Raw genomic sequence first — 24,010 nt, 5'->3', positions numbered from 1 at the left:
GGGGGTCTCGGGGGAGTGAGCGTATCCGGTGGCGTGAGTGCGCGAGCTCGCCGCAGCCGGCCTCACCCCCACCGTCACCAGCCGCGGGCGCGCCATTCCGCCAGGTGCGGGCGTTCGGCGCCGAGGGTGGTGTCGTGTCCGTGGCCGGGGTAGATCCAGGTGGTGTCCGGCAGTGGGCCGAAGATCTTGCGTTCGAGATCGTCCATCAGCGTCGTGAAGGCCTGTTCGTCACCGAACGTGTTTCCAGGGCCGCCAGGGAACAGGCAGTCTCCGGTGAAGAGGTGGGGAGCGGCGGGATCGGCGTCGTAGAGCAGGGCGATGGATCCGGGNGTGTGCCCGACCAGGTGGATCACCCGAAGGGCCGCCGTCCCGACGGCGATCTCGTCCCCCTCGCGCACCTGCCGCGCGGTGGGCACCGGAATGGCCGGGGCGTCGTCCGGATGGGCGACCGTGCTGGCCCCGGTGGTGGTGACCACATCTGCGAGGGCCTGCACATGATCATCGTGCCGATGGCTGGTGACCACCGTTGCCAGCCCCGCGTCCCCGACAAGCCGCAGCAGCGTGTCGGCCTCGTTCGCCGCGTCGACGAGCAGCTGCTCCCCGGNGACCGGGCAGTGCAACAGGTAGGCGTTGTTGTTCATCGGGCCGACGGCGACCTTGGTGATCGTCAGGCCTGGCAGGGTCCGCACGTCGGCCGGACCGCCGACCGTGACTTTCCCGGTGTACTCGGTGTAGCCGGTGCGGCTGGTGTCGCCGCCGTTGGCGTCGCTCATGACGATCCTCTCCGGAGTGGATGGCGCGGATGGGACGGGAACAGGGGATAGCTGCCGGTCGTTACGGTCCGTCGGGTGGCACCGGGAGATCTGACGCCTCTGACGCCTCTGAGGTCTCTGCCGGATGCGACGGATTCGTCCGGCTGATGGTTAGGTGGCCGCCCCCGGAAAAGTGTCGGTCCTCATCCGTAGCATGGCCACACTCGCCCAGGTCCGGTCTTACTGAAGATCATGAGGGTTTGTCGATGGCCGATCGTCTTGTCGTGCGTGGCGCGCGTGAACACAATCTCCGTGACGTCGACCTCGACCTGCCCCGCGACGGGCTGATCGTCTTCACCGGTATGTCCGGGTCCGGCAAGTCCAGCCTCGCCTTCGACACAATCTTCGCCGAGGGGCAGCGGCGCTACGTGGAGTCGCTGTCGGCCTATGCGCGGCAGTTCCTCGGGCAGATGGACAAGCCCGACGTCGACTTCATCGAGGGGCTGTCTCCGGCCGTCTCCATCGATCAGAAGTCGACCTCGCGCAACCCGCGGTCCACCGTCGGCACGATCACCGAGGTCTACGACTACCTGCGGCTGCTCTTCGCCCGCGCCGGCCGTCCGCACTGCCCGAAGTGCGGGCGGCTGATCTCCCGGCAGACCCCGCAGCAGATCGTCGACCGGCTGCTGGAGTTGCCCGAAGGCACCCGCTTCCAGGTGCTGGCCCCGGTGGTGCGTGGCCGCAAGGGCGAGTACGTCGACCTGTTCGCCGAGCTGCAGAGCTCCGGGTTCGCACGGGCCCGCGTCGACGGCACGGTGGTGCCGCTCACCGATCCGCCGAAGCTGGAGAAGCAGCGCAAGCATACGATCGAGGTCGTCGTCGATCGGCTCGCGATCAAGTCGTCAGCGAAGCGGCGGCTCACCGACTCGGTGGAGACGGCCCTGAAGCTGGGCGGCGGGCTCGTCCTGGTTGACTTCGTCGACCGCGACGCCGACGATCCCGAGCGCGAGCGGATGTACTCCGAGCATCTGGCCTGCCTCTACGACGACCTCTCCTTTGAGGAGCTGGAGCCGCGGTCGTTCTCGTTCAACTCGCCGTACGGCGCCTGCCCCGAGTGCACCGGGATCGGGACCCGCAAGGAGGTCGACCCGGAGCTCGTCGTGCCCGACCCCACCCTGTCGCTGGCGCAGGGCGCGGTGGCCCCCTGGTCGGGCGGCCACAACAAGGAGTACTTCGAACGGTTGCTCACGGCCCTCGCCGAGGACCTCAGCTTCAGGATGGACACCCCGTGGGAGGGGCTGCCCGAGCGGGCCCGCAAGGCCGTGCTGTACGGCAGCGGCGACACCGAGATCCACGTCGGCTACACCAACCGCTACGGCCGCAAGCGTTCCTACCACACCTCCTTCGAGGGCGTGATCGGTTTCCTGGGCCGCCGGCACCGCGAGGCCGAGTCGGACAGCAGCCGGGAGCGGTACGAGGGCTACATGCGCGACATCCCCTGCCCGGCCTGCCGCGGCGCGCGGCTAAAGCCGGAGTCACTCGCGGTGACGCTGGGTGGCCGGTCGATCGCCGAGGTTTCGGGTCTGGCGATCGGCGAGTGCGCCGTGTTCCTGCGCGGGCTCGACCTCACCGAACGGGAGCGGACCATTGCCGGTCGGGTGCTCAAGGAGGTCGACGCGCGGCTGACATTCCTGCTGGACGTGGGGCTGGACTACCTCTCCCTCGACCGGGCCGCCGGCACCCTGGCGGGCGGCGAGGCACAGCGCATCCGGCTGGCCACCCAGATCGGTTCCGGGCTCGTCGGGGTGCTGTACGTGCTCGACGAGCCGTCGATCGGCCTGCACCAGCGGGACAACCGCCGGCTCATCCAGACCCTGCTGCGGCTGCGCGACCTGGGTAACACGCTCATCGTCGTCGAGCACGACGAGGACACGATTCGCGCCTCCGACTGGGTGGTCGACATCGGCCCCGGCGCCGGCGAGCACGGCGGTCGGGTCGTCGTCTCCGGGCCGGTCGAGAAGCTGCTCGCCAGCGAGGAGTCGATGACCGGCGCCTACCTGTCCGGGCGGCGGCGGATCCCGGTGCCCGACATCCGCCGGGTGCCGGCCAAGGGCCGGGCACTGACCGTGCACGGGGCCCGGCAGCACAACCTGCGCGACGTCACCGTGTCGTTCCCGCTGGGCTGTTTCGTGGCCGTCACCGGGGTGTCGGGCTCGGGGAAGTCCACCCTCGTCAACGACATCCTCGCCGCCGTCCTGGCGAACAAGCTCAACGGCGCCCGGCAGGTGCCGGGCCGGCACCGCACTGTCAGCGGGCTCGACAATCTCGACAAGGCGGTCCGGGTCGACCAGTCCCCGATCGGACGCACGCCGCGGTCCAACCCCGCCACCTACACCGGCGTGTTCGACCACATCCGCCGGCTGTTCGCCGAGACGACCGAGGCGAAGGTCCGTGGCTATCTGCCGGGCCGGTTCTCGTTCAACGTCAAGGGCGGGCGGTGCGAGGCGTGTTCCGGTGACGGCACCCTCAAGATTGAGATGAACTTCCTGCCAGACGTGTACGTGCCGTGCGAGGTCTGCCACGGCGACCGGTACAACCGGGAGACGCTGGAGGTGCACTACAAGGGCAGGAACATCGCCGAGGTGCTCGACATGCCGATTGAGGAGGCGGCGGAGTTCTTCGCCGCGGTGCCGGCCATCGCCCGCCACCTGCGGACGCTGAACGACGTCGGCCTGGGGTACGTCCGGCTCGGCCAGTCGGCGCCGACCCTCTCCGGCGGCGAGGCGCAGCGGGTCAAGCTCGCCTCGGAGCTGCAGCGGCGCTCCACCGGCCGGACGGTCTACGTGCTCGACGAGCCGACGACCGGTCTGCACTTCGAGGACATCCGCAAGCTGCTCGGCGTGCTCGGCCGGCTGGTCGACGCCGGGAACACGGTCATCGTGATCGAGCACAACCTCGATGTCATCAAGACGGCGGACTGGATCATTGACCTGGGTCCGGAGGGGGGCACGGGAGGCGGCCGTGTCGTCGCGCAGGGGTCGCCCGAGGCCGTGGCTGCGGTCGAGGAGAGCCACACCGCGGTCTTCCTCCGGGAGATCCTCAGTGACCGGGTCGCCGAGGTGGGACCGCTCCCGCCCTCTCAGGTCCGCAGCAGGTCCGCGAGGACGGCGTCCAGCTCCTGTTCGGTGTGCTCCTGACCGGTCGGGACAAGCCGCTCGGTGCGGTCCAGGAAGCTGCGCAGCGACGACGCCGCGACCACTACCACGGACTGGCGGTCGCCGTGCACCAGGTCGAGCCGCACGCCGCGCCGATCCGCGTCGGGACCGATCCGGACGTCCCCGTCGCCCACCGCCGTCTCCAGGCCGGCGCGCAGGGTGTCGCGTGGTGCGACCCAGCTGCCCTGCGGCAGCGCGGGATGCTCCGGCCTGGACACCAGCGTCATGGACACGGCCAACGGGTCGCGGGCGCCCCAGCAGATCTGGAACACGGTGATCCGCCCACGGCTGGACGCGTCGTCCACGACGAACTCCGCCGTGACGTCCTTACCAAGCACGCGCTGGCTCCCTCGGTTCGCTTGCCCGATGTCTCGAGGGTCGCAGCCCTCCGCCCCGGACGCCAACGGGGGCCCCCGAAACAGCGGAAGGTGTGTAATCGGTCACGATGCTGCCGGGTGGCCGTCGCCGCTCGTCACCCTACCGCCACCACCGGAGGGAACCCGCCGCCAAGCCCGCGCGCTATGCGTGATGAAATGGTTACGTGCAGGTGCTGCTTGCTCGGGATGAAGGTCGCCGTAGGCTCGGTTCATGGCTGATCCGGCGTCCTACCGGCCCGCGCCGGGCTCGATCCCCGAGACACCCGGTGTCTATCGTTTCCGTGACGAGCACGGTCGCGTGCTCTATGTCGGCAAGGCCAAGAACCTGCGGGCCCGGCTGGCCAACTACTTCGCCGAGTTGCACACCCTCCATCCGCGTACGCAGCACATGGTCTCCTCGGCGAGCTCGGTCGACTGGACCGTCGTCTCGACCGAGGTCGAGGCCCTCCAGCTCGAGTACACGTGGATCAAGCAGTTCGACCCGCGCTTCAACGTCCGCTACCGCGACGACAAGAGCTACCCGAGTCTCGCCGTGACCCTCCACGAGGAGTTCCCGCGCCTGCAGGTCATGCGGGGACCCAAGCGCAAGGGCGTCCGGTACTTCGGCCCGTACGCGCATGCCTGGGCCATCCGGGAGACCCTCGATCTGCTCCTGCGGGTCTTCCCCGCCCGCACATGCTCGGGCGGGGTCTTCAAACGGGCCGCGCAGGTCGGACGGCCGTGCCTGCTCGGGTACATCGACCGGTGCTCGGCACCCTGCGTGGGACGGGTCGACGCGGCCACCCATCGGGAGATAGTCGAGGACTTCTGCGACTTCATGTCCGGGCAGACGGGCCGTTACCTGCGTCGGCTCGAACGGGAGATGCAGCAGGCGGCGCAGGCCCAGGAGTACGAACGCGCCGCGCGGCTGCGCGACGACATCGGCGCCCTGCGCCGTGCGGTTGAGAAGCAGGCCGTGGTCCTGCCCGACGGCACCGACGCCGACGTCATCGCCTTCGCCGAGGACGAGCTGGAGGCCGCCGTCGCGGTGTTCTACGTGCGTGGCGGGCGGGTACGCGGCCAGCGGGGCTGGGTCGTCGACAAGCTCGACGAGGTCACGACCGCGGACCTCGTCGAGCAGNTCCTCACCCAGGAGTACCTCGACGGCACGGGAGCGGCCTCGACCGGGACCGCCGGTTCGACGGTGCCCACGACCACCGCGGGATCCCAGGGGGAAGGCATCCCCCGCGAGATCCTGGTGCCCGCCCTGCCGCCCGATGTCGAGGCGGTCACCGAACTGCTCGGCGCGGCCCGGGGTAGCCGCGTCGAGGTCCGCGTGCCCCGCCGTGGGGACAAGCGCACCCTGCTCGAAACGGTGGAGCGCAACGCCAAGCAGGCGTTCGCGCTGCACCGGACGAAGCGGGCCAGTGACCTCACCGCCCGCAGCCGTGCCCTCGCCGAGCTTCAGGAGGCCCTGGAGCTGCCCGACGCGCCGCTGCGCATCGAGTGCTTCGACGTCTCGAACACCCAGGGCACGAACGTCGTGGCGAGCATGGTCGTGTTCGAGGACGGCCTGCCGCGCAAGTCCGAGTACCGCAGGTTCGCGATCCGCGGCATCGCCGGCCGGGAGGGTGCCGGCCGGGAGGGTGCCGGGGACGACGTGGCGAGCATGTACGAAACCATCCACCGGAGGTTCTCGCGCTACCTCGCCGAGCGGTCCCGCATCGCCGACATCGCCGACATCGCCGAGCTTGGCGACATCGCCGGCGCGCCGGGTGCCGCGCAGCCGATCGATCCGGGGACCGGGCGGCCGCGCCGGTTCGCCTACCCGCCGAACCTCGTCGTGGTGGACGGCGGGGCGCCCCAGGTGGCTGCGGCGGCCCGGGCGCTCGACGAGCTCGGCATCGACGCCGGCCCCGGCGGGGTGGCGCTGTGCGGGCTGGCGAAGCGGCTGGAGGAGGTCTGGCTGCCGGACACCGCGGACCCGGTCATCCTCCCGCGGACGTCCGAGGCGCTCTACCTGCTGCAACGGGTGCGCGACGAGGCGCACCGCTTCGCCATCGCCTACCACCGGCAGAAGCGGTCCACGGCCATGGTGGCCTCCGCCCTCGACGAGGTCCCCGGCCTGGGTGACACCCGGCGCAAGGCCCTGCTGCGCCACTTCGGTTCGGTGGCGAAGATACGGGCGGCGAGTGCCGAGCAGATCGCGCAGGTGTCCGGCATCGGCCCGCGGACGGCGGCGGCGATCGTCACCGCGCTGGCCCGGTCGGCGCCGGGCCGCGCCGACGCGCCCGCCCCCGTCGTCGACCCGCGCACCGGAGAGATTCTCGACACGGAGACCGTCTCATGACCACCCCGACCCTGGATCTGGCGATCATCACCGGGCTGTCCGGCGCCGGGCGCAGCACCGCGGCGAAGTGTCTGGAGGACCTGGGCTGGTTCGTCGTCGACAACCTTCCTCCGGAGCTGCTGTCCACCATGGCTGAGCTGGGCCGTCGTTCCGGTGGGGCAATCAGCCGCATCGCCGTCGTGGTGGACGTGCGGGGCCGGCCGTTTTTCTCTGACCTGCGCGCCGCGATCGCGGCGCTCGACGCGCGGGGCATGCATCCCCGGATGCTGTTCCTCGAGGCCAGCGACGACGCGCTGATCCGCCGGTTCGAGCACGTCCGCCGGCCGCATCCGCTGCAGCGCGACGAGCGGGTGGTCGACGGCATCGGCCGGGAACGGATTCTGCTCGCCGAGCTGCGCGGCGAGGCCGACCTGGTCCTCGACACCACCGACCTGAACGTCCACGAGTTGCGGTCGAAGATCGACGCCGCGTTCGGGCAGCCGAACGCCAACCGGCTCAACGCCACGGTGGTGTCGTTCGGGTACAAGTACGGACTTCCGCTGGATGCGGATCTCGTCGCCGACTGCCGGTTCCTGCCCAACCCGCACTGGGTGGAGGCGCTGCGCCCGTTCACCGGCCGCGATCCGCAGGTGCGCGACTATGTGCTGGCCCAGCCGGGAGCGCAGGACTTCCTCGACCAGTACTCGGCGCTGCTCCGCCTGGTCGGCGAGGGTTACGCCCGTGAGGGCAAGCGGTATCTCACGCTGGCCGTCGGGTGCACCGGCGGCAAGCACCGTAGCGTCGCGATCGCCGAGCAGCTCGGCATCCGGCTCGCCGCGGGCGGCGTGGGAGTCCGGGTGGTGCACCGTGACCTGGGACGGGAGTGAACCATCCGTGAACCTCAAGGGCGTAGCCGCGCGCTCCGACGGTCCGGACCGGGCACCGGCGGTCGTCGCCTTCGGCGGCGGCCACGGGCTCGCCGCCTCGCTCGCCGCGCTCCGGCAGATCACCTCGGCGCTTACCGCCGTGGTGACCGTCGGTGACGACGGTGGATCCTCCGGGCGGCTGCGCGCGGAGCTCGGCGCGCTCCCCATGGGCGATCTGCGAATGGCCCTGGCCGCGCTGGCCGGACCGGACGGATGGTCGACCACCTGGGCGGACGTGTTCCAGCACCGGTTCGGCGGCGACGGGCCGCTCGCCGGGCACGCGGTCGGCANCCTCGTGCTGACCGCGCTCGCCGAGCGCACCGGATCACCGGTGGCCGCGCTCGACTTGGCCGCCACCCTCCTCGGCGTGCGGGGGCGGGTGCTGCCGCTGTCGACCAGGGGCATCGATATCGTCGCCGACGTCGTGGGGCTGGATCCGGCGGCGCCCACCGCCGAGGTCGAGGTGCGCGGGCAGGCCGCGGTGGCCACGACCGGTGGACGGGTCGCGGGTGTCCGGCTGTCGCCGGCGGCACCGCCGGCCTGTCCGGAGGCGGTGACCGCGGCGGGCGCGGCCGACTGGATCATCCTTGGACCGGGATCGCACTACACGAGCATGCTGCCGCATCTGCTGGTTCCTGAGATGAACCGGGCGATCGCGACGTCCCGGGCGAACCGGGTGATGGTGTTGAACCTGACCGCCCAGCCGGGGGAGACCGAGGGATACACCCCCCAGGCCCATCTCCNCNCCCTCGGCCGGCACGTTCCCGGCCTGCGGCTGGACGTGGTGATCGCCGATCCGACCGCCGTGCCCGACCCCGATCTGCTCGCCCGGGCGGCGGCGGACGTCGGTGCCCGGCTCCATCTGGCGCCGGTGCGGATCCCCGGCGCGCCCGTGCACGATCCGGTCCGGCTCGCCGCGGCCTTCCGTGCGGTGTTCGCGGGACTCCCGGAGGCGACCTGCCCGACGCCCGCGTCCCGGCGGCCGGTCACGCAGTACTCATCGTCCGGCGGACCGGTCCGCCGGACCCCATCCGGTGAAGCCAAGGAGTGATCGGTGTGGCGGCGATGACGGCCACCGTCAAGGACGAACTGAGCCGGCTGCGGGTCGCGAAGCCCTGTTGCCGGCGGGCCGAGATGGCGGCCCTGCTGCGCTTCGGTGGGGGGCTGCACATCGTCGGTGGTCGTATCGTGGTCGAGGCGGAACTCGATACTGGCGCGACCGCCCGCCGGTTGCGTCGTGAGGTCGCCGAGGTCTTCGGCTTCCCCTCGACGGTGGCCGTGCTGGCCGCCGGTGGGCTGCGCCGCTCGGTGCGCTACATCGTGCGCGTCGAGCGAGACGGCGAGCAGCTCGCGCGGTCCACCGGCCTGCTCGACCAGCGTGGCCGTCCGGTGCGCGGGCTGCCGCCGCAGGTGGTCACGGGCTCCGCCTGTGACGCCGCGGCGGCCTGGCGGGGCGCGTTCCTCGCCCACGGTTCGCTGACCGAGCCGGGTCGGTCCTGCTCGCTGGAGGTGACCTCGCCTGGTCCAGAGGCCGCGCTCGCCCTGGTCGGCGCGGCGCGTCGGCTGGGGGTCCAGGCCAAAAGCCGGGACGTGCGCGGCGTCGATCGCGTCGTCATCCGCGACGGCGACGCGATCGGCGCGCTGCTGACCAGGATCGGTGCGCACGACAGCCTGCTCGCCTGGGAGGAACGGCGGATGCGCCGGGAGGTCCGGGCGACCGCCAACCGGCTGGCGAACTTCGACGACGCCAACCTGCGCCGCTCCGCCCGGGCCGCGGTGGCCGCCGGCGCCCGGGTGCAGGCCGCGATGCGCATCCTCGGCGACGACGCCCCGGAGCACCTGCTGGCGGCCGGCCGGTTGCGCATCGAGCNCGCGCNGNCCNCCCNGGAGGNGCNGGGCGCGCTCGCGGACCCGCCGCTGACCAAGGATGCGGTCGCCGGCCGGATCCGCCGGCTGCTGGCGCTCGCCGACAAGAGGGCCAACGCGCTCGGTATCCCCAACACCGAGGCGAGCGTCTCCCCGGATCTCCTTGAGAACGCCTGAGCAACAGCGGCCCAGGTCAGGCCCAGACATTTCATACCTGCAAGTCATACCCGCAAGTGGACTACTGGCCCAGTAGCACCATCGGGATCGGATGGCTCTTCGGGGCTCTTCGGGGTGGGACCCGCCCTGTGGGGCGCCCGCCTGGGCGGTTCGGCCGGCGTCAGCGCGGGTCCACGGGATCTGCCGGCCCCCGGCCCTGCGCGGAGGCGCACCGGCGGTGCGGCAGCGCAGCCATGTGATGGGATGTAGTTTCCGGGTGGGGCGTGCCCGCACCGTGTGAGGAGACCAACATCGCACGGTTCGGATTCCCGCCGATGATGTGCAAACTCGTTAGGCTCCTGCCTCGACAGCGCCACACGAACGACAGCGCCACACGAACGAGAACGTCACAACCGAACGACGACGTCGCGATGGAACGACGGCGTGACTATCGAAACGACGAGACAAGACGGTAGGGAGTCCTGGACGTGGCTACGCGGGTGGGTGTCAACGGCTTCGGGCGAATCGGTCGTAACTTCTGGCGGGCGCTCGCGGCGAGCAACCGGAACGATCTCGAGATCGTCGCGGTCAACGACCTGACCGACAACAAGACTCTCGCGCATCTGCTCAAGTACGACACCACGCTGGGTACGCTTTCCGCTGCGGTCGGTGTCGTTGACGAGGGTATCCGCGTCGGTGATACCGTGATCAAGGTGCTGGCCGAGCGCGACCCGGCGGCGCTGCCCTGGGCCGATCTGGGCGTGGACGTCGTCATCGAGTCCACCGGCCGCTTCACCAAGGCGGCGGATGCGGGCAAGCACCTGCAGGCGGGNGCCAAGAAGGTCATCATCTCGGCGCCGGCCAAGGACGAGGACATCACTGTGGTGATAGGCGTGAACGACGACGCCTACGACCCGGCCAGGCACCACATCCTGTCCAACGCATCCTGCACGACGAACTGCGTCGCGCCGATGGCGAAGGTGCTCGACGANGCCTTCGGTATCAGCCAGGGGCTGATGACCACCATCCACGCCTACACCAACGACCAGGTCATCCTGGACTTCCCGCACTCGGACCTGCGGCGGGCGCGGGCTGCGGCGCAGAACATCATCCCGACCACCACGGGTGCGGCGAAGGCCACCGCGCTGGTCCTGCCCCACCTCAAGGGCAAGCTCGACGGACTGGCGATGCGGGTGCCGGTCCTCGACGGCTCGGTCACCGACCTGGTGGCCACCCTGGACAAGAAGGCCAGCAAGGAAGAGGTCAACGCGGCGTTCAAAGCGGCGGCGGAGGGCCCGCTGAAGGGCTACCTTGTCTACACCGAGGACCCGATCGTCTCCTCTGACATCGTCAACACCCCGGCGTCCTGCACGTTTGACTCGCTGCTGACGATGTCCGCCGGCAATCAGGTGAAGGTCGTCGGCTGGTACGACAACGAGTGGGGCTACTCCAACCGGCTGGTCGACCTGACCGCGCTGGTCGCCGCGCGTCTCTAGGCCCGCGCGCCGCTGGTCGCCGCGCGCCGCTGGGCCCGCGCGCCGCCGGCAGGCGAAACCCGTCGGGCGGCGCCGGTCCTCCCCGGCCGTTCCTCCCGACCGGGCCGGAGAGGATCCTCTCCGNCTCTTCCTCGACAATTTCTCTCCCCAATGGAGTAACGAAGCGTGAGGACGATCGACGACCTGCAGGTCGCCGGGCACCGAGTGCTGGTCCGCAGTGACCTGAACGTGCCGCTGGATCGTTCCGGTGACACCCCGCGCATCACCGACGACGGCCGGGTCCGCGCCAGCGTCCCGACCATCTCCGCGCTGCTGGACCGGGGCGCCCGGGTGGTCGTGAGCTCGCACCTGGGCCGGCCGAAGGGCGAACCGGACCCGAAGTACTCCTTGGAGCCGGTGGCGGGTCGGCTCGCCGAGCTGCTGGGCCGGCCGGTGGCGTTCGCCGGCGACGGCAGCGGTGACATCGCCGGTGCGCATGCCCGCGAGGTGGTCGCCGGACTCGGGGACGGCGAGGTGGCCCTGCTGGAGAACCTGCGCTTCGCCGCCGGGGAGACCAGCAAGGACGCGGCGATCCGCGCGGCTTTCGCCGACGAGCTGTCGGCGCTCGCCGAGTTCTACGTCGGGGACGCCTTCGGCGCGGTCCACCGGGCCCATGCCAGCGTCGCCGACGTCCCGAAGCGGCTGCCGCACGCCGCGGGTCGGCTCGTGCTTACCGAGCTGGAAGTGCTCCGCCGGCTCAGCAGCGACCCGGCGCGTCCCTACAGTGTCGTGCTCGGCGGGTCCAAGGTGTCCGACAAGCTCGGCGTGATCCGCGCGCTGCTGCCCAAGGTCGACGCGTTGCTCGTCGGCGGGGGGATGTGCTTCACCTTCCTGGCGGCGCTCGGTCACGGGGTCGGCGGGTCGCTGCTGGAGACCGAGATGATCGAAACGTGCAAGGAGCTGCTCGCCGAGGGCGGGGAGCGGATCGTGCTGCCGACCGACGTCGTCGTCGCGGACAGGTTCGCCGCCGACGCGGACACCGCCGTCGTCGCGGCTGACGCCATCCCCGCCGGCTGGCTCGGGCTCGACATCGGCCCGGCGTCGACGGAGCTGTTCGCCGCGCGGCTGGCCGGAGCGGCCACGGTCTTCTGGAACGGGCCGATGGGCGTGTTCGAGCTCGCGCCGTTCGCTGCGGGCACCCGGGGGGTGGCCGAGGCGGTCGCCGCCGGCAAGGGGTTCTCCGTCGTGGGTGGCGGCGACTCCGCCGCGGCGGTCCGCACGCTCGGCATCCCGGAGGATGCCTTCAGTCACATCTCGACCGGCGGCGGCGCGAGCCTGGAATACCTGGAGGGCAAGACGCTGCCCGGGCTCGCGGCCCTCGATGTCTGATTTCCGCGGGACGTCCGGCCTCCGCGGGACGTCCGGCGTCCGCGGGACCTCCGGGGCCGGGGCCGGCTGATGGCCCTGCTGGGCCGGGGAAGATCTGAGCGAGGTTCCGACAGGGGATCCGNGAAGAACAGGGGATCCGGGAAGGACGAGGACGGCGTGGGCAAGGACAGGTCGGTGAAGGGCGCTGCCGGTTCAAAGGGCGCCGCCGGCGTCAAGGGCACCGGCCGACGGACGCTGGTAGCCGGCAACTGGAAGATGAACCTCAATCNCCTCGAGGCGATCGCGCTGGTGCAGAAGATCGCCTTCGATCTCAAGCCCGCCGAGCTGGAGACCGTCGAGGTCGTCGTTCTCCCGCCGTTCACCGATCTGCGCAGCGTGCAGACCCTGGTGGACGGGGACAAGCTCGCCATCGCCTACGGCGGGCAGGACCTCTCCCCCTACGCGTCGGGNGCGCACACCGGTGACATCAGCGGGGCGATGCTGGCCAAGCTCGGCTGCGACTACGTCGTCGTCGGGCACTCCGAGCGCCGGGCCGACCACCACGAGGACGACGCGCTGGTGGCGGCCAAGGCGAAGGCGGCCTTCTCCGTGGGGCTCACCCCTATCCTGTGCGTGGGGGAGCCCGAGGAGATCCGGGCCGCCGGCACCCAGGTCGAGCACGTGCTGCGTCAGCTCGAGCGGTCGCTGGCTGGCATCACCGCCGAGCAGGCCGCGACGATCGTCATCGCCTACGAGCCGGTGTGGGCGATCGGCACTGGCCGCACCGCCTCCGCGCAGGACGCCCAGGACATGTGCGCGGCGGTCCGCGGCCAGCTGGCCAGTCAGTACGGCGATGAGATCGCCGCGGGGATCCGTGTCCTCTACGGCGGCTCGGTGAAGGCAGCGAACGCCGGCGAGCTGTTCACCATGCCGGACGTGGACGGCGGGCTGGTCGGCGGGGCGAGCCTGGTCGCCGAGGAGTTCGTCGGCATCGTGCGCAGCGGGCCGCCGGCCTGACGGCGGACGCGTCCGTACACTCGCCTACCGCGCACTCGCCCTGCCGCCGGCCGTCCCGGTGCCGGACCACCGGACCAGGCGAAGCACTGTCGGTGAGAGCGGATACTGTTGCGTGGCGACGTGTCCGGCCCGCCCGATCCCCTCAAGGCGTGCCGGTTCCACCCACGTTGCTGGAAGGCCGAGGAGGTGTGTAGGACGGTGGAACCGCCCTTGTCGGAGGTTCGGCCTGGGCACCGAGCGGCCTGCCACTTCCCCGAGGAGCGGGAGCTGGTCTAGATGACGATCGGTCTGTCGATCGCCCTGATTGTCGCGAGTATTCTGATGATCATGCTTGTGCTGTTGCACCGAGCCAAGGGAGGCGGGCTGTCCACCCTGTTCGGCGGCGGCGTGTCCTCGTCGCTGGGTGGGTCCTCGGTCGTGGAGAAGAACCTCGACCGGTTGACCATCGCTGTTGGGATCATCTGGTTCACCTGCATCGTCGGTCTCGGTCTGCTGCTGAAGAATTGAACGCCCAGTTCGGCCCGCGCCCTGGTCCCGGCCGCGGGAGTGGTCGCGGCCGTGGAGGCCGGCTGCCTCGCCTCGTGTCCGTGCTCGCCACGATCCTGCTCGCCACGGTCCTGGCTGCCACGGTGACCGCCTGCAGCGGTGGCTCGGGGGACGGATCGCGTGAGCTCGCTGCCAGTCCCACCCCGGCGACGACCACCACGCCCCCTCCGTCCGGCAAGCCGGGCGGCACGCTGCGGATCGTCACCCAGTGGATGCCCAGTGGCGATCCGGGCTGGGCCGACCAGCCCGGCGAGCGGGCGGTCAGCCGGCTCGTGACCCGCCAGCTGTACAGCTATCCCTCCGACGAGGACACGACGAAGTCGACCATCCCGCGGCCGGACCTCGCCGTCGGCGCGCCGGTCGTCACCGAGAACGGGCTGGTCTACACGGTGCGGCTGCGTCCCGCGGCGCGCTGGGACACCCCCAACCAGCGCCGGATCACTGCCAACGACGTCGCCCGCGGCATCAAGCGACTGTGCACGCCCCCGAACCCGTCACCGCTGCGCGGCTACTTCACGGCGACCATCGTCGGATTCCGGGAGTTCTGTGCCCAGCTGGCGGCGACCCCGGTCGCCGNCGCCGCGGCCTTCGTCGAGAGCAGCACCGTGGAGGGCATCGAGATCGTCGGCGACGACACGCTCGCGTTCCACCTACTGGCCCCGGTGAACGACTTCGTGGACGTGCTGGCGCTGCCGGCGGCCTCCCCGGTGCCGCTGGAGGCCCTGGCCTACCCGCCGGACTCGCTGGAGTACCTGCACAACCTGGTCTCGGCCGGGCCGTACCGGTTCACGGTCGCCCCCGGCGAGGGGTACCGGCTGTCGCGCAGCCCATCGTGGAGCGCGTCCTCGGACGGGATCCGCCGCGCCCTGCCCGACCATATAACGATCTTCGACGGCCTGAGTCCGGAGGCCATGCAGCAGGAGCTGGAGAGCGGCGACGCGGACATGTCGCTCGACGGGAAGATACCCGACAGCCGGGCCGTGGAGCTCGCCAGGGCGAACGACCCCCGTCTCGTGGTCGACGGGGTCGGGGTCACCCTGGCGCTCACCGTCGGGTTCAATGGGCCCTCCGCGGCCGCGCTGCGTGAGCTGTCGGTCCGCCGGGCGCTGCCCTACTGCATCGACCGGGTGAGCCTCGCGGCGGCGCTCGGCGGCCCCGAGTTCGCCGCTGCCGCCACCGGGTTGCTGCAGGAGACGATGACCGGCTACACCGACGCGGATCCCTTCCCGAGCCCGGCGGGACTCGGCGACGCGGCCCGTTGCCGGGAGGCGCTGAGCCATACCCCCGGCGGACCCGTCACGGCGCTGTCCCTGCTCACCACGGACAGCGCCACCGACGTGGCGGCCGCCGAAGCACTGCGGACCGCCTTCGCCCGTTCCGGTATCCGCCTCGACATCCGGATCCGGACCGGCGAGCGCTACCGTGCGGCAGCCGTCCACCCCACCGGGCAGTTCTGGGACCTGGCGCTCACTACTATCGCCCCGGACTGGTACGGCGACGCGGGCCGCACCGTCTTCCAGCCGTTGCTGGACGAGACGTGGGCCGGCCCCAGGCCGGCCGACGGCGGCTACCGGGATCCGGGCGCCCTGCATCTGCTCGCCACGGCGCTGCGGGCCACCAGCGAGGCGACCGCCGCGAGCAATTGGGCCGACCTGGAGCACACGCTGGTCGAGCAGGTCGCGGTGATCCCGCTGGCCGTCGTGCACNCCCCGCAGTTCCACAGCACGAACGTCACCGCGTTCACGATCGTGCCGTCGATCGGCACCGCCGATCCGACCGCGGTCTCGCTGGGGTCCGGATGACAGCCGACCTGAACACGCTCCTCCCACCGGGGGTAACGCCAGGGGTAACCAGGCGGGGGTGGCCGGTGCATCCATGGGTGGCTCTCGCGGCCTACACTCCCTCCAGGACGTACCCGGAGGAACATCTGGGGAAAAGCGCCGGGAACGTCAGGTTTACGAAACCGGGTACGAGGTTTCGCGGCACTCGAGGCAGCGAAATCGGCAGGCACGGTTTCCGTGCTACCACCCATGGGACGAGACGAAGGAGCACGCGGGCCGTGGCAGGTGGCAACGCCATCCGGGGGAGCCGGGTCGGGGCAGGACCGATGGGAGAGGCGGAACGGGGCGAGACCGCGCCCCGGCAACGTATCTCCTTCTGGTGCGCTAACGCGCACGAGACGAGACCGTCGTTCGCTGCGGACGCGGCGATCCCCGACACGTGGGATTGTCCGAGCTGTGGTTTTCCGGCGGGACGGGATCGGGACAACACCCCGGCCCCGCCGCGCACCGAGCCGTACAAGACCCATCTCGCCTACGTGCGGGAACGACGGAACGAAAAGGACGGCGAGGCGATCCTCGCCGAGGCGCTCGCCAAGCTTCGGGGCGCATCCTAGCCCGGCCCCGGCCCCGGCCCCGGCCCCGGCCCCGGCCCCGGCTCCGGCCCCGGCCGACGGTCGCCGCCGGCGGCGACCGTCGGCGCACGCGCGCCCCGCCCCCGCTCCCGCAGCCGTTGCGCCGTCGCCGAGGATGCCCCTGTGACTGTGGATGGTGTCGGCATCGGCCCGCTCGTCGCCGGGCGGTACCGGCTCGTCGAACGGATTGGCTCCGGTGGGATGGGCACCGTGTGGCGGGCCCACGACGACGTGCTCCGGGNCGAGGNGGCGATCAAGGAGATCCGGGTCTCCGCCGACCTCGACGACGACGAGCGTGCCGCCGGAGTGGAGACGGCGATGCGCGAGGCCCGCAACGCCGCCCGGCTGCGGGGGAACCCACACGTGGTCACCGTCCATGACGCCGTGGAACACGACGGCCTGCCGTGGATCGTGATGGAGCTGGTCCGGGCCGGCACACTCGCCACGACGGTCAACCGGGACGGTCCCCTGCCGCCCGAGCGTGCCATCCAGGTCGGGCTCGCGGTCCTCGACGCCCTGGTCGCGGGTCAGCGGATGGGCGTGCTGCACCGGGACGTCAAACCATCGAACATCCTGCTGGCCGACGACGGCCGGGTGCTGCTGACCGACTTCGGCATCGCCACCCACGCCGCCGACCCGACCCTCACCGGCGGCATCGGCAGCGGCGGGACGCCCGCTTACATGGCGCCCGAACGCCTCCTCGGCGGCCCCGCGACCCTGGCCGGCGACCTGTTCGCCCTCGGCGCCACCCTCTACTTTGCCGTCGAGGGGGTCTCACCGTTCCAGCGCGACACGCTGCCCACCACTATCGGCGCCGTGCTGCACGCCGATCCGCCACCCTTCCTCCGGGGCGGCAGGCTGTCGGCAGCGATCGCCGGGCTGCTGGCCAAGAACCCGGCGAGCCGGCTGCGCGCGGAGGGAGCGCAGGCGTTGCTGACCTGGGCCGCGTCCCACCCAGCCGATTCCGCCCCGGCATCCCTGGTATCTCCGGCATCTCCGGCATCCCTGGCCGCGTCGTTGCCGCCGTCCTCGGCATCCCCGGCCGCGTCGTTGCCGCGGTCCCCGGCGCCGGACGCGGTGATCCGGCGCCGGACCGGGTCGCGACCCGTGCCGTTCCCGCCGGCCTGGCCAGGGACGGCGCGGCCCCCCGGCGCGGTCGGGTGGGTCCGGTCGTGGCGGGCACCCCGGCTGATGGCCGGGGCGATGATCCTCCTGGTGCTGCTCGCCGCCGTGGCCGCCGGGGCGTACCAGCTGTTCGGCGCGGACGACGGCGGCGACGGCGACCGGCGTCGTGCCTCGCCGCCGACGGTCGCCACGCGGGATCCGGCGGGGGTCGGGTCGCAACCGGGCGCCGAGGCTGGCGAGGCGCTGCCCCCGGGCATGATCGGCAGTTGGAGCGGATCGGTGACGCAGGCGTTCGTGCACTTCAACGCCGAGCTGGTGCTGCGGGGCGGCCGGATCGGCGAGGTGATCGGCACGAGTGCCTACCCGGAGAGTGGATGCGCCGGCGAGCTCGTGCTGCGGGGGGTGTCCGGCGCCTCGGTCCGGCTCGAGGAACGTCTCACCCGGGTCGGGGCGTTGTGCTTCGCCGCCACCTGGCTGGACCTCGTGCTCCACGGCGACGGCACGCTCGACTGCTCGTATCCGGCGACCGAGATCAGTTCGGCGGGGCAGGCGACCATGCGCCGCTCGGCGCCCCCCATGTCCCCATCGTCCCCCGCGCCTCCGGGCTGACCGGGACTGCCGGCTGACCGGACTGCCGGGTGAGCGGGTGAGCGCGCTGGGCGGTCCACCCCCGGCGGGTGAGGCGGCGAGACGGGGGGAACGGCCCGGCGCGGGTATGAACGGACCGGGTCAGAAACCGGGTCCGGGCCGGAACCGGGGCCCAGGACGCCGGGACGGCCGTGGCCCGTCCAGGCCACCGCCCGACCACGGCGTGGACAGGTGGACAGGAGGTACTCCGTGGATCCCGATTTTCCGCTACTCAGTGTCTTCCTCTATATGCTGTGGTTTTTTGCTTTCATCCTGTGGCTGTGGCTGCTGTTTGCGGTGATCATGGATGTGTTCCGCAGCCAGGATCTGTCCGGATGGGCGAAGGCCGCCTGGACGGTCGCGATCGTGGTGCTGCCCTGGCTCGGCGTGATCGCCTACCTGATCGTGCGGGGTGGCAGCATGCACGAGCGCAGCCGCGCCGCGGCGCAGCGCGACGAACAGGCCTGGCGCGCCTACCTCCAGGAGGCCGCCGGGACAACGAGCGACGCCGACGAACTCGGCAAGCTCGCGCACCTGCGCGACCGGGGGATCATCAGCGAGGCCGAGTTCGAGCGGGGCAAGACCAAGATCCTGACCTGATCCGCCGGTGCCGTCCCGTGGGCCCGGCCCACGGGACAGGTCTACGGGACAGGTCGTCCACGGACCGTGTCACTGCCAGCCGGGCAGCCGGGAGGCGGCGGCCCGGTCGGCGAGCCACAGGCTGCGGTCGCGGCCGACGGCTCCCGTCGCCGGGATCGTGATCGGTCCCGCTCCGGAGAACGACGCCGCGACCGCATCGGCCTTCTCCTCCCCGGCGACGATCACCCAGACCTCGTGGGCGGACTGAATGGCCGGCAGGGTCAGCGTGACGCGTTCCGGCGGTGGTTTGGGGCAGTCATGCACGGCCACCACCGGTTCGGTCGCGACGACCGCGGGGGAGTCCGGGAACAGCGAGGCGACATGGCCCTCCGGGCCGAGCCCGAGGAGCACCACGTCGAAGCTCGGCACCGCCGATCCGGCGACGGCACGGGTGGCCAGCAGCGCGGTGTACTCCGCCGCGGCGGACTCCGGATCGGTATAGCCGGAGGCCGAGGCCCGTCCCTCGACGTCACCGCCCGCGGTCGGGGCCGCCAGATGGCCCATCGGGAAGATCCGTTTGGGATCCACCGGGATGTGATCGAGCAGCGCCTCCCGCGCCTGCCGCTCGTTGCGGTCGGGCGAGCCGGCCGCGACGAACCGCTCGTCGCCCCACCAGATGTCGACCTTGCCCCAGTCCACCGCGTCGAGAGCCGGGTTCGATCGCACCGCCCGCAGCAGGGCGATGCCGATGCCACCGCCGGTCAGGACGAGTGAGGCCTCCCCGCGGGCCGTCTGGGCGTCCACCAGCCGGGTGATCAGCCGGGCCGCGGCCGCCCTGGCCAGTACCCCGGCGTCACGATGGAGGACGAGCTCCGGCTCGGCCGTCATGCGCCACCCACCGTCCGTTCGTTGTTCGGGGCACTCGTCATCGGGGCGGTGCCCGGGGCCGCGGTGCTGGACGTCACGGTGCCCGACGTCACGGCGCCCGACGTCGCGGCGCCGGCGGCCAACGCGTCCGTGGTGCCCACGGTCTGGTCCATCGGGTCCCGCCAGATGTGCTCTCGGTGCGGCGAGCGTCTGGTCAGGTTCGGCAGGCCGCTCCAGGTACCCAGGGCCTCGGCGTAGACGGCGTCCTCGTCAAGCCGGCGCAGCTCCTCGGCGAGCAGGTCCCCGACGCCCCGGTCGGCCAGAGGCAGTACCCGGTCCGGGTACCCGGTGCGGGAGATCATCGCCGAGCGGGAGTCGGTGCGGGAGACGGCCAGCCGGTCCCCGTCGAGGGCGACGGCGACCGCGGTGATACCGGGCCGGCCGCCCGTCTCGTCGACCGTCACCGGGACGGCGAGCCTGTTCTGGAGCCAGCCGGCGAACAGCTGGGCGCTCGGATCGGCCCGGCCGGCGGTGATGACGGCCGAGTCCGGCCGCTCGCTGACCACCGCGTCGAAGGCGGCGGCGAGCAGGGTGCGCCAGGGCGACAGCCTGGTCCAGGACAGGTCCGTGTCGCCGGGGGCGAAGTCCGCGGCCCGCTGGAACAGGGCCGACAGCGGATCCGGGCTGGCGGTGACGTCGGTGACCCGCCGGTCGGCGAACACGCCGAGCGGGTCGTAGGCGATCCGGGCCGGCGGCTCGTCGTGCCACCAGGTGACCACCGGGGCGTCCGGTGCGAGCAGGGGAAGCACGACCGATTCCGCGTGCAGCGCCAACCGGCCGGACATCCGCATCACGACCGCTTCGCCCGGGCCGAGCCGACCGCCGATCGAGACCTCGGCGTCGAGCCGGGGATGCGGCACGTCGACCTGCCGGCGGACGACGATCAGTAGCCGGCACGGATGGGCCGAGGCCGCCAGCGTCGCCGCGCCCTCGGCGGCGCTGACGTGCTTTTCGTCGACGACGACGACGAGGGTCAGCGCCAGGCCGAAGGCCAGGGCTCCGGCCGCCCGTCGTTCGGCGGCGAGGGCCTTGACCACCTCAGAACCGGTGGTGTCCCACAATGTGGTCACGAGGGGCTCCTAATCCATGGTCATGGCCGCCGCCACCGGCGACCGTCGTGGGCGAGCATCTCGTCGGCGGCAGCCGGACCCCAGGTGCCGGCCCGGTAGCGGTGCGGGGTGGTGCCCGCCCAGTGCCGCTCCAGCGGATCGACGATCCGCCAGGACTCCTCGACCTCCGCGTTGTTCGGGAACAGCGTCGCGTCGCCGAGCAGCACGTCGAGGATCAGCCGTTCGTAGGCCTCCGGCAGCGCCTCGGTGAACGCCTCACCGAACAGGAAGTCCATCGCGACGTCCCGGACCTCCATCGCCGAGCCGGGGACCTTGGAGCCGAACTTGAGCGTGACCCCCTCGTCGGGCTGCACCCGGATGACCAGCTGGTTGTTGCCGAGCTCGGTGGTGGCGGTCTCGTCGAATGGCAGGTGCGGCGCCTTCTTGAAGAAGATGGCGACCTCGGTGACCCGCCGTGGCAGCCGCTTGCCGGTCCGCAGGTAGAACGGCNCCCCGGCCCACCGGCGCGTCTCGATGCCGAGGCGCACCGCCGAGAAGGTCTCCGTCCGCGACTGCGCAGGGATGTCCTGTTCGTCGAGGTAGCCCGGGACCCGCTCCCCGGCGAGCCAGCCCTGCTCGTACTGCCCCCTTACCGCGTAGCGAGTGAGGTCCATGGGCAGCGACACCGCGCGGNGCACCTTCAGCTTCTCGGTGCGGATGGTCTCCGCGCCGAAGCTGACCGGCTCCTCCATCGCGGTCAGGGCGAGCAGCTGCAACAGGTGGTTCTGGAGCACGTCCCGAGCGGCGCCCGTCTCGTCGTAGAAGCCGGCCCGGGTGCCGATCCCGACGTCCTCGGCCATGGTGATCTGCACCGAATCGACGAACTGGGAGTTCCAGANCGGTTCGAACAGCGTGTTGGCGAAGCGCAGCGCGAAGAGGTTCTGGACCGTCTCCTTGCCCAGGTAGTGGTCGATGCGGAACACCCCGGACGGGGTGAAGACGTCGTCGACGAGCGCGTTGAGCTGCCGGGCCGACTCCAGGTCGTGACCGAACGGTTTCTCGACGACGACCCGGCGCCAGCCGCCCGAACCCGCGGCCGAGGAGAGCCCGGTGCGCTGCATCTGCTTGAGCACGACCGGGAAGGCCGACGGCGGGATCGACAGGTAGAACGCCGCGTTGCCACGGATACCGTGGGAGTGCTCCAGGCTCTCCAGCGTGCGGGCGAGCCGGTCGAACGCGGCGTCGTCGTCGAAGGACCCTGGCAGGAACCGCACGGAGCCCGCCAGCCGGTCCCAGACCTCTGCACGGAAGGGGGTGCGGGCGCCCTTCTCGGCGGCCTGCCGGGCGAACTCGGCGAAGTCCTCGTCGGGCCAGTCCCGGCGGGCGAACCCGAGCAGGACGAAACCCGGCGGCAGCAGGCCGCGGNGGGCCAGGTCGTAGACGGCGGGGATCAGCTTCTTGCGGGCCAGGTCGCCGGTAGCGCCGAACACCACCAGGGCGCTCGCGTCCGGCAGGCGCGGCAGTCTGCGGTCACGTGGGTCCCGCAGCGGGTTGGTACTCACCGTGGGCGCCACCCGTTCCCCCTTCGTTCTGCTTGTGGTCTCTCCGAGGTTGTTTCACCGGGGACCGTCGGGTGTCCATGAACGACGCTGAGACGATCATCACGGCCGTGGCGACGGCCGTGGCGACCGCCACGGCCACGGCCGGCGCCAGGCCTTACGCGGACGAACCGGCTGATCCCAGGTGCGCCGCGATGGTGTCCAACAGCTGGGTCCACGAGTCCTCGAACTTCTGTACGCCCTGGCTCTCCAGGGTCTCGATCACGTCGTCGAGATCGATTCCGACGGCTGTGAGCTGGGCGAACACCTCGTGGGCCTCCTCGTAGCGGGGGCGGATCGTCTCACCCGTCACCGACCCGTGGTCGGCGAACGCCTCCAGGGTCGCCTCCGGCATCGTGTTGACGGTTCCGGGCGCGATCAGCTCGGTGACGTAGATCGTGTCCGGCAGGGACGGGTCCTTGGTGGACGTCGACGCCCACAACGGGCGTTGGGGCTTCGCGCCCGCCGCGGCCAGGGCCGCCCAGCGGGGGGTGGCGAACGCCTTCTCGTACCGCTCGAAGGCCAGCCGGGCGTTGGCGACGGCGGCCCGGCCGCGTAGCGCCTTCGCCTCCGAGGTGCCGATCTTCTCCAGCCGCTGGTCGACCTCGGTGTCCACCCGGCTGACGAAGAACGACGCGACCGAGGCCAGGTCGGTGATGTCGCGCCCCGCGGCCAGGGCCTTCTCCAGACCGGTCATGAACGCGTCGATCACGGCGTCGTACCGGTCGAGTCCGAAGATCAGCGTCACGTTCACGCTGATGCCCTGGGCAAGCGTCTCGGTGATTGCCGAGAGGCCGGCCCGGGTGGCGGGAATCTTGATGAACAGGTTGGGTCGGTCGACCAGCCACCACAGGGCACGCGCCTCGGCGAGCGTGCGCTCGGCCTCGTGGGCGAGCCGGGGATCGACCTCCAGGGACACCCGGCCGTCGACGCCGCCGCTGGCGTCGTAGACGCCGCGCAGCACGTCGCAGGCGTCGCGCACGTCGGCGGCCGTGATGGCCCGGACGGCCTCGCCGACGTCCACGCCGCGGATCGCCAGGTCGTGCAGCTGCTCGTCGTACAGGTCGCTCGAACTGATCGCCTTCTGGAAGATGGTCGGGTTGCTCGTCACGCCGACAACGCCGCGGTTCTCGACCAGGTGGGCGAGGTTGCCGGTGCGTAGGCGGTCCCGGCTGATGTCGTCCAGCCAGACCGCCACTCCGGCGGCTGAGAGCTCGGACAGGGGATTGCTCATCGGGCTGACTTCCTCTCCGCGGGCGGTGGCGTCCTCACCATGTCTCCAAGGCCTCCAAGCTGTTCTCGCGCTTCATGGCCGTTCTCGCGCTTCGGATGGGCGCACCCCCTTCAGGGCACTACCCTCTGGGGCCGGCTCCATCCCAGTCTGTTTCCAGTCTGATCCCAGTCTGCGGATCCCCGTGACAGTCGGGTGGCGGTTGGGAGAACAACGCGCACGACGAGTGGAATCCCGGTCCCTGCGGTTCATGCCTGATGCCCGATGCCCGCCGTCCATGCGCCATGCCCACCGTCGCTGTCCGATGCCCCACGCCAGTACATGTCGGTCGCCGCCGCCCGGGGGGCCGCGTGGCGCGGTTGTGAGAGAGGACGCAGGACGGCGGCGGGGGTCCGGGCGCGGTCGACGCGCGTACGCAGCGCCGCGGCGGCTAGACTCCGACACGTCGTAGAACA

18 protein-coding genes and 2 pseudogenes are annotated in these 24,010 nt (G+C 71.5%); 14 read left to right on the top strand and 6 right to left on the bottom strand.

All coding sequences use genetic code 11. The annotated features are described in order from the left end of the window. Positions 1-74 precede the first annotated feature (74 nt). Complete coding sequence (locus CED_RS05345; RefSeq protein ID WP_035908917.1) at positions 75-773, bottom strand: MBL fold metallo-hydrolase; 699 nt, start codon at positions 771-773, stop codon at positions 75-77. A 245-nt stretch (positions 774-1,018) separates the two neighbouring features. Here CED_RS05345 and uvrA point away from each other — a divergent pair, with 245 nt between their 5' ends. Then, the gene (gene uvrA, locus CED_RS05340) at positions 1,019-3,949 is read left to right on the top strand and encodes an excinuclease ABC subunit UvrA (RefSeq protein ID WP_011436070.1); all 2,931 of its coding nucleotides are present in this window, start codon (positions 1,019-1,021) and stop codon (positions 3,947-3,949) included. Here uvrA and CED_RS05335 read toward each other — a convergent pair. Next, positions 3,892-4,305 carry an SsgA family sporulation/cell division regulator gene (locus CED_RS05335; protein ID WP_011436071.1) on the bottom strand — a complete coding sequence of 138 codons (414 nt, stop codon included), beginning with the start codon at positions 4,303-4,305 and terminating at the stop codon, positions 3,892-3,894. The genes uvrA and CED_RS05335 overlap by 58 nt on opposite strands. Positions 4,306-4,555: 250 nt before the next feature. Here CED_RS05335 and uvrC point away from each other — a divergent pair, with 250 nt between their 5' ends. The 13 genes and pseudogenes from uvrC (at position 4,556) to CED_RS05275 (ending at position 18,771) form a co-directional block, all read left to right on the top strand. Further along, complete coding sequence (gene uvrC, locus CED_RS05330) at positions 4,556-6,673, top strand: excinuclease ABC subunit UvrC (protein ID WP_035908915.1); 2,118 nt, start codon at positions 4,556-4,558, stop codon at positions 6,671-6,673. Next, the gene (gene rapZ / locus CED_RS05325; protein ID WP_011436073.1) at positions 6,670-7,539 is read left to right on the top strand and encodes an RNase adapter RapZ; all 870 of its coding nucleotides are present in this window, start codon (positions 6,670-6,672) and stop codon (positions 7,537-7,539) included. Before uvrC ends, rapZ begins: the two co-directional genes overlap by 4 nt. A gap of 7 nt (positions 7,540-7,546) precedes the next feature. Further along, positions 7,547-8,629, top strand: a complete 1,083-nt coding sequence (gene yvcK / locus CED_RS05320; RefSeq protein ID WP_035908912.1) for a uridine diphosphate-N-acetylglucosamine-binding protein YvcK — start codon at positions 7,547-7,549, stop codon at positions 8,627-8,629. A 14-nt stretch (positions 8,630-8,643) separates the two neighbouring features. Continuing rightward, positions 8,644-9,621: pseudogene (whiA, locus tag CED_RS05315) on the top strand (DNA-binding protein WhiA). Positions 9,622-10,088: 467 nt separating this feature from the next. Continuing rightward, a complete protein-coding gene (gene gap / locus CED_RS05310) occupies positions 10,089-11,096 on the top strand; it encodes a type I glyceraldehyde-3-phosphate dehydrogenase (protein WP_035908910.1) in 1,008 nt (335 codons plus the stop codon). Between the two features lie 165 nt (positions 11,097-11,261). Continuing rightward, the gene (gene pgk, locus CED_RS05305; RefSeq protein ID WP_011436077.1) at positions 11,262-12,464 is read left to right on the top strand and encodes a phosphoglycerate kinase; all 1,203 of its coding nucleotides are present in this window, start codon (positions 11,262-11,264) and stop codon (positions 12,462-12,464) included. Positions 12,465-12,533: 69 nt separating this feature from the next. Next, complete coding sequence (tpiA, locus tag CED_RS05300) at positions 12,534-13,460, top strand: triose-phosphate isomerase (RefSeq protein ID WP_255361091.1); 927 nt, start codon at positions 12,534-12,536, stop codon at positions 13,458-13,460. 37 nt (positions 13,461-13,497) lie between these two features. Further along, a pseudogene (locus CED_RS22170) lies at positions 13,498-13,736 on the top strand (oligopeptide/dipeptide ABC transporter ATP-binding protein); the annotation flags it as partial. Beyond that, positions 13,737-13,967 carry a preprotein translocase subunit SecG gene (gene secG, locus CED_RS05295; protein ID WP_011436079.1) on the top strand — a complete coding sequence of 77 codons (231 nt, stop codon included), beginning with the start codon at positions 13,737-13,739 and terminating at the stop codon, positions 13,965-13,967. Positions 13,968-14,041: 74 nt separating this feature from the next. After that, positions 14,042-15,808, top strand: a complete 1,767-nt coding sequence (locus tag CED_RS05290; protein ID WP_035908908.1) for an ABC transporter substrate-binding protein — start codon at positions 14,042-14,044, stop codon at positions 15,806-15,808. A gap of 257 nt (positions 15,809-16,065) precedes the next feature. Then, positions 16,066-16,401: an RNA polymerase-binding protein RbpA gene (locus CED_RS05285; RefSeq protein WP_011436081.1), complete on the top strand. Its 336-nt coding sequence runs from the start codon at positions 16,066-16,068 to the stop codon at positions 16,399-16,401. Positions 16,402-16,542: 141 nt separating this feature from the next. After that, positions 16,543-18,153 carry a serine/threonine-protein kinase gene (locus CED_RS05280; protein ID WP_035730280.1) on the top strand — a complete coding sequence of 537 codons (1,611 nt, stop codon included), beginning with the start codon at positions 16,543-16,545 and terminating at the stop codon, positions 18,151-18,153. Positions 18,154-18,381: 228 nt separating this feature from the next. Next, positions 18,382-18,771 (top strand): SHOCT domain-containing protein, encoded by a 390-nt coding sequence (locus CED_RS05275; RefSeq protein ID WP_011436083.1) that lies wholly within the window; start codon positions 18,382-18,384, stop codon positions 18,769-18,771. A gap of 69 nt (positions 18,772-18,840) precedes the next feature. Here the strand turns inward: CED_RS05275 and pgl are convergent, their stop codons facing one another. The 4 genes from pgl to tal all read right to left on the bottom strand — a co-directional run bounded on the left by pgl (position 18,841) and on the right by tal (position 23,558). Beyond that, the gene (pgl, locus tag CED_RS05270) at positions 18,841-19,638 is read right to left on the bottom strand and encodes a 6-phosphogluconolactonase (RefSeq protein WP_011436084.1); all 798 of its coding nucleotides are present in this window, start codon (positions 19,636-19,638) and stop codon (positions 18,841-18,843) included. Next, positions 19,635-20,747 carry a glucose-6-phosphate dehydrogenase assembly protein OpcA gene (locus CED_RS05265; RefSeq protein WP_011436085.1) on the bottom strand — a complete coding sequence of 371 codons (1,113 nt, stop codon included), beginning with the start codon at positions 20,745-20,747 and terminating at the stop codon, positions 19,635-19,637. Before CED_RS05265 ends, pgl begins: the two co-directional genes overlap by 4 nt. Positions 20,748-20,767: 20 nt before the next feature. Beyond that, positions 20,768-22,300 (bottom strand): glucose-6-phosphate dehydrogenase, encoded by a 1,533-nt coding sequence (gene zwf, locus CED_RS05260; protein WP_084680695.1) that lies wholly within the window; start codon positions 22,298-22,300, stop codon positions 20,768-20,770. A 142-nt stretch (positions 22,301-22,442) separates the two neighbouring features. After that, on the bottom strand, positions 22,443-23,558 hold the full coding sequence (gene tal / locus CED_RS05255) for a transaldolase (RefSeq protein ID WP_011436087.1): 1,116 nt from the start codon (positions 23,556-23,558) through the stop codon (positions 22,443-22,445). Between the last annotated feature and the right edge of the window lie 452 nt (positions 23,559-24,010).

The organism is Frankia sp. CeD (assembly GCF_000732115.1).
GTDB lineage: Bacteria > Actinomycetota > Actinomycetes > Frankiales > Frankiaceae > Frankia > Frankia casuarinae.
This window is presented reverse-complemented; position numbering and strand designations above follow the sequence as displayed.

Coding starts and splice junctions, on each gene's coding strand:
- uvrA (WP_011436070.1), top strand. CDS start 1,019: ATGGCCGATCGTCTTGTCGTGCGTGGCGCGCGTGAACACAATCTCCGT.
- rapZ (WP_011436073.1), top strand. CDS start 6,670: ATGACCACCCCGACCCTGGATCTGGCGATCATCACCGGGCTGTCCGGC.
- secG (WP_011436079.1), top strand. CDS start 13,737: ATGACGATCGGTCTGTCGATCGCCCTGATTGTCGCGAGTATTCTGATG.
- pgl (WP_011436084.1), bottom strand. CDS start 19,638: ATGACGGCCGAGCCGGAGCTCGTCCTCCATCGTGACGCCGGGGTACTG.
- tal (WP_011436087.1), bottom strand. CDS start 23,558: ATGAGCAATCCCCTGTCCGAGCTCTCAGCCGCCGGAGTGGCGGTCTGG.